The 16,136-nt window shown below is 61.8% G+C and carries 13 protein-coding genes; 3 read left to right on the forward strand and 10 right to left on the reverse strand.

Going from position 1 to position 16,136, the window contains the following annotated elements:
• Positions 1 to 2: 2 nt before the first annotated feature.
• The 10 genes from surE to rlmD form a co-directional block, all read right to left on the reverse strand.
• Complete coding sequence (gene surE / locus PG879_RS02905; RefSeq protein WP_270829699.1) at positions 3 to 764, reverse strand: 5'/3'-nucleotidase SurE; 762 nt, start codon at positions 762 to 764, stop codon at positions 3 to 5.
• Positions 745 to 1,803: a tRNA pseudouridine(13) synthase TruD gene (truD, locus tag PG879_RS02910; protein WP_270829700.1), complete on the reverse strand. Its 1,059-nt coding sequence runs from the start codon at positions 1,801 to 1,803 to the stop codon at positions 745 to 747. The genes surE and truD overlap by 20 nt, the downstream gene beginning before the upstream one ends.
• Positions 1,803 to 2,279: a 2-C-methyl-D-erythritol 2,4-cyclodiphosphate synthase gene (ispF, locus tag PG879_RS02915; protein ID WP_010675626.1), complete on the reverse strand. Its 477-nt coding sequence runs from the start codon at positions 2,277 to 2,279 to the stop codon at positions 1,803 to 1,805. Before ispF ends, truD begins: the two co-directional genes overlap by 1 nt.
• Positions 2,280 to 2,337: 58 nt before the next feature.
• Positions 2,338 to 3,069, reverse strand: coding sequence for a 2-C-methyl-D-erythritol 4-phosphate cytidylyltransferase (ispD, locus tag PG879_RS02920; RefSeq protein ID WP_010675627.1), 732 nt, complete (start codon positions 3,067 to 3,069; stop codon positions 2,338 to 2,340).
• Positions 3,062 to 3,379, reverse strand: coding sequence for a cell division protein FtsB (ftsB, locus tag PG879_RS02925; RefSeq protein WP_010675628.1), 318 nt, complete (start codon positions 3,377 to 3,379; stop codon positions 3,062 to 3,064). The genes ispD and ftsB overlap by 8 nt, the downstream gene beginning before the upstream one ends.
• A gap of 177 nt (positions 3,380 to 3,556) precedes the next feature.
• On the reverse strand, positions 3,557 to 4,858 hold the full coding sequence (gene eno, locus PG879_RS02930) for a phosphopyruvate hydratase (protein ID WP_043154803.1): 1,302 nt from the start codon (positions 4,856 to 4,858) through the stop codon (positions 3,557 to 3,559).
• Between the two features lie 89 nt (positions 4,859 to 4,947).
• A complete protein-coding gene (pyrG, locus tag PG879_RS02935; RefSeq protein WP_039041042.1) occupies positions 4,948 to 6,585 on the reverse strand; it encodes a glutamine hydrolyzing CTP synthase in 1,638 nt (545 codons plus the stop codon).
• Between the two features lie 141 nt (positions 6,586 to 6,726).
• Positions 6,727 to 7,524 (reverse strand): nucleoside triphosphate pyrophosphohydrolase, encoded by a 798-nt coding sequence (mazG, locus tag PG879_RS02940; RefSeq protein WP_104454748.1) that lies wholly within the window; start codon positions 7,522 to 7,524, stop codon positions 6,727 to 6,729.
• Positions 7,525 to 7,695: 171 nt separating this feature from the next.
• On the reverse strand, positions 7,696 to 9,906 hold the full coding sequence (gene relA / locus PG879_RS02945; RefSeq protein ID WP_010675631.1) for a GTP diphosphokinase: 2,211 nt from the start codon (positions 9,904 to 9,906) through the stop codon (positions 7,696 to 7,698).
• 349 nt (positions 9,907 to 10,255) lie between these two features.
• Positions 10,256 to 11,578: a 23S rRNA (uracil(1939)-C(5))-methyltransferase RlmD gene (rlmD, locus tag PG879_RS02950; RefSeq protein WP_109112716.1), complete on the reverse strand. Its 1,323-nt coding sequence runs from the start codon at positions 11,576 to 11,578 to the stop codon at positions 10,256 to 10,258.
• Between the two features lie 269 nt (positions 11,579 to 11,847).
• Between rlmD and barA the strand changes: the two genes are divergently transcribed.
• From barA to PG879_RS02965, 3 genes are all read left to right on the forward strand, one after another.
• Complete coding sequence (barA, locus tag PG879_RS02955; protein WP_223924910.1) at positions 11,848 to 14,568, forward strand: two-component sensor histidine kinase BarA; 2,721 nt, start codon at positions 11,848 to 11,850, stop codon at positions 14,566 to 14,568.
• A 64-nt stretch (positions 14,569 to 14,632) separates the two neighbouring features.
• Positions 14,633 to 15,118 (forward strand): DUF1456 family protein, encoded by a 486-nt coding sequence (locus PG879_RS02960; protein WP_010675634.1) that lies wholly within the window; start codon positions 14,633 to 14,635, stop codon positions 15,116 to 15,118.
• 32 nt (positions 15,119 to 15,150) lie between these two features.
• A complete protein-coding gene (locus tag PG879_RS02965) occupies positions 15,151 to 16,041 on the forward strand; it encodes an N-acetylmuramoyl-L-alanine amidase (RefSeq protein ID WP_113977608.1) in 891 nt (296 codons plus the stop codon).
• Positions 16,042 to 16,136 lie beyond the last annotated feature (95 nt).

The following is a 16,136-nucleotide window of genomic DNA, read 5'->3' on the forward strand; positions in this document are numbered from 1 at the left end:
CGTCATCCCTGCAGATCCAGCCACGCGCCCAGGGTCGACAGACTGCCGTAGGCCGTCATGTCGATGGTCAGGGGAGTGATGGAGACATAACCCTGCTCGATGGCGGCAAAGTCCGTTCCCTCTCCCGCATCCTGCTGGTTGCCGGGGGGGCCAATCCAGTAGACGGGCTGACCACGGGGGTCCTCAGTGCGGATCACCGACTCCGCCCGGTGGCGATTGCCAAGGCGCGTCACCCTGATCCCCTTTATCTGCTCGAGCGGCAGGTCAGGCACATTCACGTTGAGGATCTGATCCGCAGGCAACGGATGCACCATCAGCCCCCGCACCAGCTGGGCGGCGTAGTGGGCCGCACTGGCGAAATGGGTCTTGCCCACCAGCGATACGGCGATGGAGGGGAAACCAAGATGGCGCCCTTCCGTCGCGGCCGCCACCGTCCCCGAGTAGATGACGTCATCCCCCAGGTTGGCCCCGTGATTGATACCGGCCACCACCATGTCGGGCTCAGGGCGCAGCAGTTCGTTAACCGCCAGATGAACGCAGTCGGTCGGCGTCCCCTTGACCGCATAACTCTTGATGCCTTGAAAACTGGACGCATCGAGGCGGGTGACCCGCAGCGGCACTTCCAGCGTCAGGGAGTGGCTGGCACCGCTGCGGTTGCGATCCGGTGCCACCACCACGACCTCGCCACAGGCACGCAACGCCTCGCTGAGGGCGAGAATGCCCTCGGCGTGTACCCCATCGTCATTACTGACCAGAATTCGCATCGGTTGAGTTCCTGAAACCGTGATCGGCCTCTTCGGCCTGCATTAATTCGCGTACCACGCTGGTGGCAAAGGCGCCGGCCGGCAGGAAGAACGACAGGGTCAGCACCTCGTCCTCCCGTTGCCAGCTCATCTGCTCCGGCTTGAGCAGCAGCGGGCGCCTGTCCTGATCCAGCCCGGCTTTCTCCAGCCCCTCGCACCAGTCACCATAAGGAGCCAGCACTTCTTGCTCGAACTCGGCAGCAGCGCCCTGGCTCGCCAGACGGCCACGGCCCCACTGGGGAGCGGTGAGCTGCACGTCTCCGGAGGCAAGGCGCGCCTCCAGCTCGGGCGTCACGCTCTCTTCGCTGAAGATGGAGTGGCTGCCCTTGAGCATCACGCAGTCGCCTGCCAGCAGCTGATGGGCCAGTCCCTGCTCGATGCGGGCGCTGACGATGGCATTGAACAGCATGCTGCGGGCGGCGGACAGATAGAGGGAGCGCTTGTTGCGATCCTTGATCCGTTTGCCGGCGAACATCGCCTTGGCGGCCTCCAGGTTGTTGCCACCGCGGCCGAAACGCTGCTCGCCGTAGTAGTTGGGCACCCCCTGGGTTGCAATCGCCTGCAGACGGGATTCCAGCCCGTCGGCCTGCTCCAGCCCGGTGAGGCGCAGGGTGAAGTGGTTGCCCTTGAGATAGCCGACCCGCAGCTTCTTGTTGTGGCGCTTCACCTCAAGGATCCGGATGTTGTCGTTCTCGATGACCGAGAGATCCGGTTCGCCCTTGCCCGGCAGATGGATGCCGAACCACTGTTCGGTCACCGCATGGCGATCTTTCAGACCAGCCCAGGTCACCGCATTACGGGCAACCCCGGCCGCATCGGCCAGCAGACCAGCCACCCAGGCGGTATTCTCGCCGGTTTTGCGTACCCGGACGAAGATGTGTTCCCCCTCGCCACAAGGTGCAAACCCGAGATCTTCATTGACCACGAAGTCGGCGGCCTCGGCCTTGAGGATGCCGCGAGCACTGGGCGTCCCGTGCAGATAGGCAAGTTGTTCAAGCATCATTGTTTCACCAGCAAGACGACGGCTTCGGTGGCGATCCCTTCCTTGCGCCCCGTGAATCCGAGTTGTTCGGTGGTGGTCGCCTTGACGTTCACCCGGTTCAAATCACATTGCAGATCTGCGGCCAGCACGGCGCACATGGCGTCGATATGGGGGGCCATCTTGGGGGCCTGGGCGATGATGGTCACATCCAGGTTGCCGATGGCATAACCTGCGAGCTGCACGCGGGCAAAGACATCCCGCAGCAGGATGCGGCTGTCGATGCCCTTGAATTCGGCGGCGGTATCGGGGAAGTGGCGGCCGATGTCGCCAGCGCCGATGGCCCCCAGCAGGGCATCGCTCACCGCATGCAGCACCACGTCACCATCGGAGTGGGCCAGCAGGCCCTGTTCATAGGGCACCGCCACCCCGCCCAGCATGCAGGGACCGACCCCGCCAAACTTGTGAACATCAAAACCATGTCCGATCCGCATCATGCCTGCGCCCTCCTCAATACACGGAAATCTGTCTCATCAAAACCATGTCCGGTGCGGATCATGCCTGCTCCTCTGGGGATGAATCGGGTCGTGCCGACCGGCACGCACGTTGTTGCTGTAAATAGAGCCCGGCCAGGGAGAGATCTTCCGGCCGGGTCACCTTGATGTTATCGGCCCGCCCTTCCACCATGCGCACGGGGAAACCGGCGCGTTCCATGGCGGAGGCTTCATCGGTGATGGCAGCGCCGAGCGCCAGCCCCTCCTCCAGCGCCCGCTTGAGGGGGCGGACTAAAAACATCTGGGGCGTCAGGGCATGCCAGAGCTGCTCGCGATCCACGGTGGCGAGGATATTGCCGGCCGCATCGGTGCGCTTCATGGTATCGCGCACCCGGCTGCCGAGGATGGCACCGCCAGAGGCCATGGCGGCAGCAATGAGCGCATCGAGATCCTCGTGGGTCAGACAGGGCCGGGCGGCGTCATGCACCAGTGCCCACTCCCCTTCTGCCATGTGCAACGCATTGAGCACGGAGAAGGCGCGCTCGCTTCCCCCTTCCACTCGCAGCACCCGCGGATCGGTTGCCACGGTCAGCGTCTCAAACCAGCGGTCGTGGGGCGCCAGCGCCACGATCACACGGGCGATGGCGGGATGGGAGAGCAGACGCTCCAGGGTGTGCTCCAGAATGCATTTCCCTGCCAGGGACAGGTACTGCTTGGGGCAACTGGCCCCCATGCGACTACCAATACCGGCAGCCGGGACGATGGCGGTCAGGCCGCTCAGGCTATCAGTCATCGTAGGGGGCACCATCAGGCTCCGTCACCTGATCCTTTTCTTTGGGAATGATTCGGTAGAAGGTCTCGCCCTGCTTGATGTAGCCAAGATCGTTGCGCGACAACTCCTCGATGGCCTCAAGGCCAGAGGTAAGATCGTCGATTTCGCGGTAAATCAGACTGTTGCGATCCTTGAGTACCAGGTTGTCCTGTTGCTGCCGCTCGATGGCGGTGGAGAGTTCCCGATAGTCGGAGAGGCCGTTTTTCCCCAGCCAGAGGTCATATTGCAGCCCTCCCAACAGGAGGAGCAGGATAAGAGTGAGTAGCCGCATGCACTGAGTCTCCTTCAAGCGGCCTAGTTTCCCATATTCGCAGGCAAGACAAAAGAAAGCCTGTGTGCCGGATGGGTTGGTCGGAATAAAAAATGCAGTTCGCACACGCCCATAAGCGCAGAACGAAAAAGCCCCGCCAGATGGCGGGGCTTTGTGAAGCATGAGCGCAGGCGAAAATTAAGCCTGGTTCTTCACTTCTTTCAGACCACGGAACGGAGCCTTGGCACCCAGGGCTTCTTCGATACGGATCAGCTGGTTGTACTTGGCAACACGGTCAGAACGGCTCATGGAACCGGTCTTGATCTGGCCAGCAGCGGTACCCACAGCCAGGTCGGCGATGGTCGCGTCTTCGGTCTCACCGGAGCGGTGGGAGATGACGGCAGTGTAGCCAGCGTCTTTGGCCATCTTGATGGCAGCCAGAGTTTCGGTCAGGGAACCGATCTGGTTGAACTTGATCAGGATGGAGTTGGCGATGCCGTTGTCGATACCGCGCTTCAGGATCTTGGTGTTGGTTACGAACAGGTCGTCACCCACGATCTGGATTTTCTTGCCCAGTTCGGCGGTCTGGTAGGCGAAGCCTTCCCAGTCGGACTCATCCAGGCCATCTTCGATGGAGACGATCGGGAACTTGGTGGTCAGGTCAGCCAGGAAGTCGGAGAAACCGTTGGAGGTGAAGATACGACCTTCGCCCTTCAGGTTGTACTCTTTCTTCTCTGCGTCGTAGAACTCGGACGCAGCGCAGTCCATGGCCAGGGTGATGTCGGTGCCCAGTTTGTAACCGGCAGCGGCAACGGCTTCAGCGATCACTTCCAGCGCTTCGGCGTTGGATTTCAGGTTCGGAGCGAAACCACCTTCGTCACCGACGGCAGTGTTGTAGCCCTTGGACTTCAGCACTTTGGCCAGGTTGTGGAACACTTCTGCGCCCATGCGAACGGCTTCTTTCAGGGTCTTGGCGCCAACCGGCTGGATCATGAACTCCTGGATGTCGACGTTGTTGTCGGCGTGCTCACCACCGTTGATGATGTTCATCATGGGCAGCGGCATGGAGTAGACGCCCGGGGTGCCATTCAGCTCGGCGATGTGGGCGTACAGCGGCATGCCTTTGGCAGCAGCGGCAGCTTTGGCGTTGGCCAGGGAAACAGCCAGGATGGCGTTGGCGCCGAACTTGGATTTGTTCTCGGTACCGTCGAGGTCGATCATGATCTGGTCGACAGTGGCCTGGTCCTTGGCATCTTTACCCAGCAGAGCCTGAGCGATCGGGCCGTTGACGGCTTCGATGGCTTTCAGCACGCCTTTACCCAGGAAACGGCTCTTGTCGCCGTCACGCAGTTCCAGCGCTTCGCGGGAACCGGTGGACGCGCCAGACGGAGCGGCTGCCATACCAACAAAACCACCTTCCAGGTGAACTTCGGCCTCAACGGTCGGGTTACCACGGGAGTCGATGATTTCACGACCGATCACTTTAACGATCTTGGACATGTGTATTTCCTCAGGTTTCGTAAAAAAACAACAAAAATATGCCAAAAAAAGCGGCTGTGGCACAGAGCCCCAACCGCATTTATTTTCAATTACTTCAAATTACGCTTCTGATACTCGCCCGCCGCCTTCACAAAACCGGCGAACAGGGCGTGGCCATCACGGGGAGTCGAGGTGAACTCCGGGTGGAACTGCGCGGCCACGAACCAGGGGTGATCCGGGATCTCGATGATTTCCACCAGCTTCTTGTCGGCGGAGAGACCGGTCACCTTCAGACCTGCCGCTTCAATCTGCGGCAGCAGCTTGTTGTTCACTTCATAACGGTGACGGTGGCGCTCGTAAATGGTCGGGCTGCCGTACATCTGACGCACCTTGGAATCTTCCACCAGGTGGCAGAGCTGGGAGCCAAGACGCATGGTACCGCCCAGATCGGACTTCTCGGTCCGGGTCTCGACGTTGCCTTCGTCATCCACCCACTCGGTGATGAGACCGACCACGGGGTACGGGCTGTCTTTCTTGAACTCGGAGGAGTGGGCCCCTTCCATGCCCGCCACGTTGCGGGCGTATTCGATCAAAGCGACCTGCATGCCCAGGCAGATACCGAGGTACGGGATCTTGTTCTCGCGGGCATATTTGGCGGCCAGGATCTTGCCTTCCACGCCGCGTTCGCCGAAGCCGCCCGGTACCAGGATCGCATCCAGACCTTCCAGCAGCTCGGCACCACGGGTCTCGATGTCCTGGGAGTCGATGTACTTGATGTTGACGGAGAGACGGGTCTTCAGGCCACCGTGCTTGAGCGCTTCGTTGACGGACTTGTAGGCGTCCGGCAGGGAGACATACTTGCCCACCATGCCGATGGTGACTTCGGCAGTCGGGTTGGCCTCTTCATAGATGACCTGTTCCCACTCGGCCAGGTCGGCTTCTTTGCACTCGATGCCGAAGCGCTCGGTGATGTAGCCGTCCAGCCCCTGGGATTTCAGCAGCGCCGGGATCTTGTAGATGGAGTCGACATCCTTCATGGAGATGACGGCGCGCTCGGGCACGTTGCAAAACAGGGCGATCTTGGCACGCTCGTTGGCCGGAATGGCGCGGTCGGAGCGGCAGATCAGCACATCCGGCTGGATACCGATGGAGAGCAGCTCCTTCACGGAGTGCTGGGTCGGCTTGGTCTTCACCTCGCCGGCGGCGGCCAGGTAAGGAACCAGGGTCAGGTGCATGAACATGGCATTGTTGCGACCCACGATGGCCGCCAGCTGACGAATGGCTTCAAGGAACGGCAGGGACTCGATGTCGCCCACGGTACCGCCCACTTCGACGATGGCAACCTGATGGCCTTCGGCACCGGCAATCACCCGCTCCTTGATGGCGTTGGTGATGTGCGGGATTACCTGGATGGTGGCGCCCAGATAGTCACCACGACGCTCCTTGCGCAGCACGTCTGCATAGATGCGGCCGGTGGTGAAGTTGTTGCGGCGGGTCATCTTGGTGCGGATGAAACGCTCGTAGTGGCCCAAATCCAGATCGGTTTCGGCCCCGTCCTCGGTTACGAACACTTCACCATGCTGGGTCGGGCTCATGGTGCCCGGATCCACGTTGATGTACGGGTCCAGTTTCATGATGGTCACATCCAGACCACGGGCTTCCAGAATGGCTGCCAGAGAAGCTGCGGCAATGCCTTTGCCGAGGGATGAAACAACGCCACCAGTCACAAAAATATATTTGGTCGTCATGCTGAACCTGAAAGAAGTTTAGGGAATTTTAAGGGGTGCTTCGGGGATGAAGCAGGACGGGGAAACAGTATACCAAAACCCCCACTCCCAAACAATGAACAAAAATCTATCAGGCTCCCCGCCGCCCCGTCTTGCGCCAAATCAACTTTGCTCGGTTTCCTTGGCCTTGTTCCAGGCCTCGTCCAGCTTCTCCAGGGAGCAATCCGTCATTTTCAGACCTTCTGCGGCAATAAAGTGTTCAACTTGACGAAAACGACGCTCAAACTTGGTGTTGGCAGCCCTCAGCACCTGCTCGGGATCCTTGCCCAGATGACGCACCAAGTTGACGGTGGCAAACAAGAGATCGCCGAGCTCGTCGCTCACCCGAGCCTCGTCCACGTCAACCATCAGCACCTCTTCCATCACCTCCTCGATCTCCTCGTGGATCTTGTCCACCACGGGCCCCAGCGTCTTCCAGTCAAAACCGACGGTAGCGCAGCGCTTCTGGATCTTGGCGGCCCGGGTCAGGGCAGGCAGGGAGAGGGGGATATCGTCCAGCACGCTCTCCTTGTCGAGCGCGGCCCGCTCTTTGGCCTTTTCCGCCTCCCAGTTCGCTTTGACCGCCTGCTCGTCACCCAGGTCGGCATCGGAGAAGACATGGGGGTGGCGGCGAATGAGCTTCTCGCTCACGGTATCGACGATGTCGGCAAAGTCGAACAATCCCTGCTCCTTGCCGAGCTGGGCATAGAACACGACCTGGAACAGCAGATCACCGAGCTCCCCCTTCAGCCCTTGCCAATCTTCGCTCTCGATGGCATCCGCCACCTCGTAGGCCTCCTCCAGGGTGTGCGGCACTATGGTCTGGAAGCTCTGCTTGAGATCCCAGGGACAGCCCCCGTTCGGGTCACGCAATCTAGCCATGATGTCGAGCAGTTGGGGAAGGTCGTAGCGTTGGGACATGGGCAACTCACTTTCGATTCGGTAAATGGGGTTCATGAATATCCGCTCACGCCACTGCTCCACATGATGTGGAGCCATGGCGGCCGGAGATGGGGCGCGTGATATCCGTCTTCAATGCTCTACAAGGAGGGAGAAAATGCAGACCGGCCACTGGGGCCGGTCGGTTGAGCATTACAGCCGCTTGGCGCTGATCACGTCGTTGAGCTGACTGAGCTTGGCCAACGCCCGGTTGAAGGCGTTGATGTTGTAAATCTCCAGCTCCATGTCTATTTCGGCAGTCTGCTCGCGCACGTTGGAGCGCGAACGCACTCCCATCACGTTGATCTTCTCGTTGGCGAGCACGGTGGTGATGTCGCGCAGCAGGCCGGATCTGTCGTTGGAGAGAATGCGGATGGTGAGACCGTAACCGCCGGAGTAGTTCTCCCCCCAGACCGCATCGATCAAGCGCTCCGGGTTGCGACGCGACAGCTCCTTGAGCTGCTCGCAATCCTCCCGGTGGATGGAAACCCCCCGTCCCATGGTGATGAAGCCCTGGATGGCGTCCCCCGGGATGGGCTGGCAGCAGCGGGCGATGTGAGTCATCAGGTTGCCCACCCCTTCCACCACGATGTGATCCTTGGGTTTGGGGCGGAAGGGCACATTGGCCTTCTGCTCCAGCTTCTCCAGCAGACGGCGATCTTCTTCTTCCGCCGTCGGCTTGTTGTAGCGGGTGTCCAGATAATTGAGCAGCTGGTTGATGCGGATGTCGCCGCTGCCGATACCGGCCAGCAAATCTTCCAGCTCCTCCGCATGGAAGCGCTCCAGCACTACCTTGTCCACCTTGGAGAGGGTGAGGTTGTGTCTGTCCAGCTCTTTCTCCAGCAGCTCCTTGCCGGCGGCGATGTTCTTGTCCCGGTCCAGCTTTCTGAACCAGGTGGCCACCTTGGCCCGCGCCCGGCTGGAGCGCAGGAAGCCGGCGTTCGGGTTCATCCAGTCGCGGCTCGGGTTCGGCTCCTTCTGGGTGATCACCTCCACCTGATCACCGGTTTGCAGCGTATAGGTGAAGGGCACGATACGACCGTCGATCTTGGTGCCGATGCAGCGGTGACCGATCATGCTATGCACGTGATAGGCGAAGTCGAGCGGCGTCGCCCCTGCCGGCAGGTCGATGACATCGCCCTTGGGAGTGAAGACATAAACCCTGTCCTCGAACACCTGACTGCGCAGATCGTCCAGCAAGGAGCCGCTCTCCGAGAGATCCTCCTGCCAGGCGAGGAGTTTGCGCAGCCATTCGATCTTGTCTTCGAAGGTGCTGGTCTTGGCAGCGGCCTGTGCACCTTCCTTGTAGCGCCAGTGCGCAGCCACACCGAGCTCCGCATCCTGATGCATCTGCTCGGTACGGATCTGGATCTCCACTGTCTTGCCCTCCTCCCCCACCACCACGGTGTGGATGGACTGGTAGCCATTGGGCTTGGGGTTGGCGACATAGTCGTCAAATTCGCGGGGAATATGGTGGAAATGGGTGTGAACGATACCGAGCGCCGCGTAGCAATCCTGCAGCCGCTTGGTGATCACCCGCACCGCGCGCACATCGAACAGCTCGTTGAATTCGAGGTGCTTCTTCTGCATCTTGCGCCAGATGCTGTAGATGTGTTTCGGTCGGCCATAGACCTCGGCCTCGACGCCGGCCTCGGCCAGGGCATCGCGCAGAGACTGCACGAATTCACGGATGTAGCGCTCGCGGTCGAGCCGTTTCTCGTCCAGCTGTTTGGCGATCTGCTTGTAGGTGTCCGGGTGCAGGTAGCGGAAGGCGAGATCCTCGAGCTCCCACTTGAGCTGACCGATACCGAGGCGGTTCGCAAGGGGGGCATAGATGTTGGTGATCTCCTGGGCCATCAGCACCCGGGTCTCCTCATCCGCCTTCTTCGCCTCACGCAGGCAGGCGATGCGCTCCGCCAGCTTGATGACCACGGCGCGCACGTCCTCGACCATGGCGAGCAGCATGCGGCGCACGTTGTCCACCTGCTCCGGCGAGGTTTCGCTGCGGTGAAGGGTTTGCAGGGAGCGGATGGCCTCCATCTCCAGCACCCCTTCCACCAGCTTGGCGATCTTGGGGCCGAAGTCCTCGTTCACCTTTTCCTGGCTGATGAGACCGGCTTCGACGAAGGGATAGAGAATGGCGGCCTTGAGGGTGGCGAGATCCATGCTGAGCATCAGCAGGATGCCCACCATCTCGACCCCGCGCACCAGCAGGCGGTTGGTGAGCGCTTCGTCACCCAGGGTCAGGCAATACTGGTAGACGGTTCGCAGCTGATTCTTGTCACTTTCACTCAGGGTAAGGGAACTGACCCACTCATCCAGAGTGAAATTGTCTTTCAAATGAATATCGCGCACCGCAACCATGGTATCAATCCTTAAAAGTGTGGGGTCGAAAGCCGATGCTCTCCTCATCCCCTCATCAACTGATGACTGCCTCAAATGGGGATGCATGAAAGAGTTTTCAAGGCATGTCACCGCGCAAGGTGACAGGGCTCTTCCCCGCATCCGATCCACTATCGACGACCTAGATTACCCTAATCACTCCCGCTCAAACAGCGCTGCCGCCGCTGGAAAACCAAGATAACCGCATTCTGCCCTGCCCGTTGAAGGCAGCGAAAAACACCTGTTTTACCTCACTCTGGCAGCATCATGCACATCGAAAAATCATCACGACCGCATCTTGATTCATCCAGAATAATGCGGTCGCCTCGACTCAGCCCCGTTCGAACAGCGCCATGGACTCCAGATGACCGGTGTGGGGGAACATGTCCAGCATCCCCAGACGGGTCAGCTTGTAGCCCCCCTGCACCAGCACCTGACTGTCACGGGCCAGGGTGACCGGGTTACAGGAAACATAGACCACCCGTTTGGGGGAAAGTGCCACCACGTGGCTCATCACCTCCAGCGCCCCGGGTCTGGCCGGATCCAGCAGTACCAGATCGAACCCTTCCCGGGCCCAGGACATGCCCACGATGTCGCCGCTCAAGTCCGCCTTGTAGAAGCGGGCGTTGTCGATGCCGTTGCGGCGGGCATTCTCCTGTGCACGCGTCACCATGGCGAACTCCCCTTCCACCCCCACCACTTCGCGGGCCTGACGGGCCAGCGGCAGGGTGAAGTTGCCGATGCCGCAGAAGAGGTCCAGCACCTTGTCATCCTTGCCTGCGTCGAGCCAGCTCAATGCCTGCTCCACCATGCGCTGGTTGACGGGCCCGTTGACCTGGATGAAGTCGCCGGGAGCGAATGCAAGAGACAGGCCATCCAGCGTGTAACTTGGCTGAGACTGTTGACGCAGAGGTTCGATCTGCTCGTCCGCCGCCTGCAGATAGAGGTCTATCCCCTGGGCGGTGGCAAACTCGGTCAAGTGCGCCCGATCCGCCTCGGTGGGGCTACCGATGTGGCGCAGCAGCATCAGAATGCCCTGCTCCCCCTGAATGAGTTCCGCATGGCCCAGTTCGCGCTGGCTCTTCAGCCGGTTGAGACATTCGCGCAGAGGGGCAATAAGGGCGGAGAGGGGCTCGGCCAGCACAGGACAGCCGGCAATCTCTACCAGATCGTTCGACTGGCGACGACGAAAGCCCACCCGGGTGCAGCGACCGTTCTTGTCAAACTTGATGGCCAGACGGCAGACCCGGCGGTAGGCGCGGGACTCCCCCGTCAGCGCAGGTGCCAGCGCCGGCGCCTGGATGTTGCCAAGGCGCTCGAACAGGCTGACCAGTCCCGCCTCCTTGGCCGCCAGTTGATCTCCCTCTCCCAGGTGCTGGGCACTGCAACCGCCACACTCGCGATAGTGGTCGCAGAAGGGGGCGACCCGGTTGGCCGCCGGGGTCACCACCTGTTGCAGGGCGGCGTGGGCATAGTGCTTCTTGTCGTCGATGATGCGGGCCTTGATGGCCTCGCCGGGCAGCGCCCCTTCGATGAAGATGGCCTTGCCCTGATGACGGCCGACGCCGACACAGTGGTGATCCAGACTGTCTACCGTAAATTCAATACGTTGGGGCTGGGTGGATTTCTTTTGGGGCTTGAAAAACTGGGCCATAAAACTTGGTGCCTATAGGTGGCTATGTCATGATTGTGGAATCTGCGGCAGACCATTGTCCCACAAGAATAATCGTATGACCAAATACGGCCTGAGGACCCCAGCCGCGGCATCCGCCCCATCGTCCATTCTGACCAAAAGTGGCCCATTGATATGACCGGATACGGCCTGAGACCCCGTACAGCGACAATGACTGTATTGCCTGCCCGACCCCAGTGCCTGCATGCGCCCCGGATCATGGCTTCTCTTGCGAAAGGCGGGTCGGCGGCATGACCAAGTACGGTCTCAGGGCCCGGGTGCTGGCCTTCACCATCTTGCCGACCCTCATCATTGGCGGCCTCATCGCCGGCTATTTCACCTTCCACCGCTATCAGCAGCTGGAAAACAACCTCATCGATCAGGGCATCAACATCATCGAGCCCCTGGCCATCGCCAGCGAATACGGCATGACACAGCACAGCCGCGAATCCCTCAAGCGGCTGATCGGGCTCACCCATCGCAAAAACTCGCCCTTCATCAAGTCCATCGCCGTCTTCACCCAGGAGAACCAGCTGTTCGTGACGTCCAACTACCACAGGGACTTCAGCCAGCTTCGTCTGCCGGACGGCAGCATCATCCCGGCCCTGACCAGCGTCTCCGTCAACGGCGATGACATCATACTGCGCACCCCCATCCAGGCAGAGACCAGCCTGGACGGCTTCCCGCTGCCAAGCGATCTGGAGCCGCCGGTCATCGGCTACATCTCCATGCAGCTCGCCACGGACAGGGCCATCGTCCTGCAGTACCGCGACGCCTTCTTCGCGGTCATCATCGTGCTCATCGGGCTGGCCATCAGCGCCCTGTTCGGCTTCCGTCTGGTCAAGAGCGTGACCCAGCCCATCACCGACATGGTGCAGGCGGTGCACCGGATCAGGGAGGGGCGACTCGATACCCGGGTCAGCGGCCAGCTCACCGGCGAGCTGGACATGCTCAAGAACGGCATCAACGCCATGGCCAAGGCGCTCTCCGAATATCACGAGGAGATGCAGCAGAACATCGATCAGGCGACGTCGGATCTGCGGGAGACCCTCGAGCAGATCGAGATCCAGAACGTCGAGCTCGACATGGCGAAGAAGCGCGCCCAGGAGGCGGCCAGGGTCAAGTCCGAGTTCCTCGCCAACATGTCCCACGAGCTGCGCACCCCTCTCAACGGGGTCATCGGCTTCACCCGCCAGCTGCTCAAGACCAGCCTAACCCCGAGCCAGACTGACTACATGCAGACCATCGAGAAGTCGGCGCGCAACCTCCTTGGAATCATCAACGACATCCTCGACTTCTCCAAGCTGGAGGCGGGCAAGCTGCAGCTCGAGCACATCCCCTTCAGCCTGCGGGACACCCTCAACGAGACCATGCACCTGCTGGGGCCGAGCGCCCACGACAAGCAGCTCGAACTCTCCCTCCAGGTGGATGCCGCCGTGCCGGACTACCTCACCGGCGACCCCATGCGCCTGCAGCAGGTGCTCACCAACCTCACCGGCAACGCCATCAAGTTCACCGAGCGCGGCAACGTGGACGTGCGTGTCGAGCAGACCGGGGAATCCAGCGGCAACAAGGTGCGCCTGCGGGTGCTGATTCGCGATACCGGCATCGGCATCTCGGAAGAGCAGCAGCGCCAGTTGTTCCAGGCCTTCAACCAGGCAGACTCCTCCATCTCCCGCCGCTATGGGGGCACCGGGCTCGGGCTCGTCATCACCCAGAAGCTGGTGCAGCAGATGGGGGGCCAGATCCGCTTCGAATCCGAACTCGGCAAGGGGTCGGTCTTCTCGTTCCACCTCGATCTGGATGTCTCGCCCCTGCCCCAGAGCGAGCGGCTTCCGCTGGATCGCATCCAGGGCAAGCGGGTCTGGCTGCTGGAGCCGGATCCCTTCACTCACGCCTCCCTGCTCGCCCTGCTGGGAGAGTGGCACCTGGATGTGCACTCCCTGACGGTGGACGAGGAGTGGCCCCCGATGAGCAGCCAAGACATGGTGCTCATCGGCAGCAGCACCCTGCACAGCCCGCAGCAGGTGATTGCCCGTCTCGACGGACTGGACGGCCAGCAGAACACCATAGTGCTGCTCAGCAGCCACGAGCCGGCCCTCTACGACGCCATGCTGGCCCACGGCGCCGTCCACTGCCTCTCCAAGCCCATCAACCATCGCAAGTTGCTGCACGCCCTGCTCTCCCCCGAGGCGGTACGCCGTGCCCCCCTGCCCGCGCCGACGCCGCGAAGCGTGCAGGCGGTCAAGGTGCTGGCGGTGGATGACAACGCCGCCAACCTCAAGCTCATCGCCGCCATGCTCAAGGAGATGGTGACCGAGGTGGTGGTGTGCAAGAACGGCAAGGAGGCGGTCAACCTGGCCCAGAGCCAGCCGTTCGACATCATCTTCATGGATATCCAGATGCCCGTCATGGACGGCATCAGCGCCACCCAGGCGATCCGCCACCACTCCCTCAACACCGAGACCCCCATCGTCGCGGTCACCGCCCATGCCATTCCCGGTGAGCGGGAGCGCCTCATTCGCCAGGGCATGGACGACTACCTGGCCAAACCCATCGACGAGGGGATGCTGGCACAGCTCATCACCGACTTCGCCCACCGGCGGCACCAGAATCACGGGGATCAGCAGATAGACTGGCCCCTCGCCGTGCGTCAGGCCGCCGGCAAGCCAGCCCTCGCCCGGGAGATGCTGACCATGCTGCTGGCCAGCTTCGACGAGGTGGAGCCCATCCTGGCGGCGGCGCTGGAAGGGAGTGCCGACGATGCAGACGTGCTGGCCCAGCTCCACCGCCTCAACGGTGGCTGCGCCTACTCCGGGGTGCCGGGTCTGCAACGCCTGCTCTCCCAGCTCGAGCAGCAGCTGCGCGACGGGGTCGCCGTGAGCGATCTGGAACCCGAGTTGCTGGAGCTGCAGGATGCCCTGGAGCAGGTGAGGCAAGAGGCACCCCGCTACCTGGCCCTGACCGACTGAGGCGCTTTTTCTGACTGGACAGGCGGCAGGTGGTAACATCTGCGCCGTTTCCACAGGAGTCAACATGACCAACAACGATATTCTGCGCCGCCTGCGCTATGCCCTCAGCATCAGCAACGACCAGATGGTCGAGATCTTTGCCAAGGGCAATCTGGCCATCACCCATGCCCAGTTGCACGGCTGGCTGATGAAAGAGGCCGAAGAGGGCGAGGCACAGGAAGCGGGCTTCGCCGCCTGCCCGGACTCGGCACTGAGCCAGTTCCTCGACGGCTTCATCGCCCTGCGCCGCGGTGTGCGGGAAGATGCCCCGCCCCAGGTGATCCCGAACCGGATCAACAACAACCTGATCCTGCGCAAGCTGCGCATCGGCCTCAACTACAAGGAAGAGGAGATGCTGGGCACCCTCAAGCTCGCGAACTTCAACCTCTCCAAGTCCGAGCTGAGCGCCCTGTTCCGCGCCAGGGATCACAAGCACTATCAGGATTGCGGGGATCAGATCCTGCGCAACTTCCTGATTGGCCTCACCGCCAAATACAGGCCCGGGCCCTGATGACCGCCTCCGGCCAGGTGCGAGGCTAGACCATGGGCTGGCGCCGCCTGCTGACTCCACGCCCGTCGGCGAGCGGCGGTGCGTGTCGGTTCGCGGCGCGCTGGTTCTGGTCACTGCCCCTCATCCTGCTGCTCGGCGCCTGCCAGCCTGCACCCTATCGGCTCAACCAGGATCATCAGAGCGCTAGCCAGAACGAGCGCATCGCCTTTCTCATCCTGCACTACACGGATGAAGAGGATGCCCGCTCCCTGCACCTGCTGACCGAGCCGGAGCACAAGGTGAGCGCCCACTACCTGATCCCCCGCGACACCGACGAGCAACCGTTCCCGGTCTACCAGCTGGTGCCCGACAGCCAGCGGGCCTGGCACGCCGGACGCAGTCGCTGGCATCACTACGCCGGGCTCAACGCCAGTTCGCTCGGCATCGAGATAGTGAATCTCGGGTATGACGAGAAAGACGCGGCCCTGCCCGCCCATCTGAGACACTGGCAACCCTATCCTCCTGCCCAGACCGCCGCCCTCGGCGCACTCGCCCGGGATCTGGTCGAACGCTACCACATCCCCCCCACCCAGGTGCTGGCCCACAGCGACGTCGCCCCCGAGCGCAAGCAGGATCCCGGCCCCCGGTTCCCCTGGCGCGAGCTCGCCCTGCGCTACGGTGTCGGCGCCTGGCCCGACGAGGCCCGGGTGGCCGAGCTGCGCCAGACGCAGCTCATCCCCTGGGATGCGCTGCAATGGCAGCAGCAGCTTGCCCGTTACGGCTACGGCCTACCCCAGCACGGCGCCTGGGATGAGCAGAGCCGCGCCGTCCTGCGCGCCTTCCAGCTTCACTTTCGCCCCGCCCTGGTCACCGGCGAGCCGGATGCCGAGTGCCAGGCCATCCTCACCGCCCTGCTGGAGCGCTACTTCCCGGAACCAGGCTGAGACGCCCCTTCCCTTTCGCCCTCTGCACACGGATGCCCGGCCCCATGCCAGATGAGCACGGGGTTCACCCCTCCCTCCATTCCTGAAAACCACAA

It is taken from the genome of Aeromonas sp. QDB63 (genome assembly GCF_027707425.1).
Taxonomy (GTDB): domain Bacteria; phylum Pseudomonadota; class Gammaproteobacteria; order Enterobacterales; family Aeromonadaceae; genus Aeromonas; species Aeromonas caviae.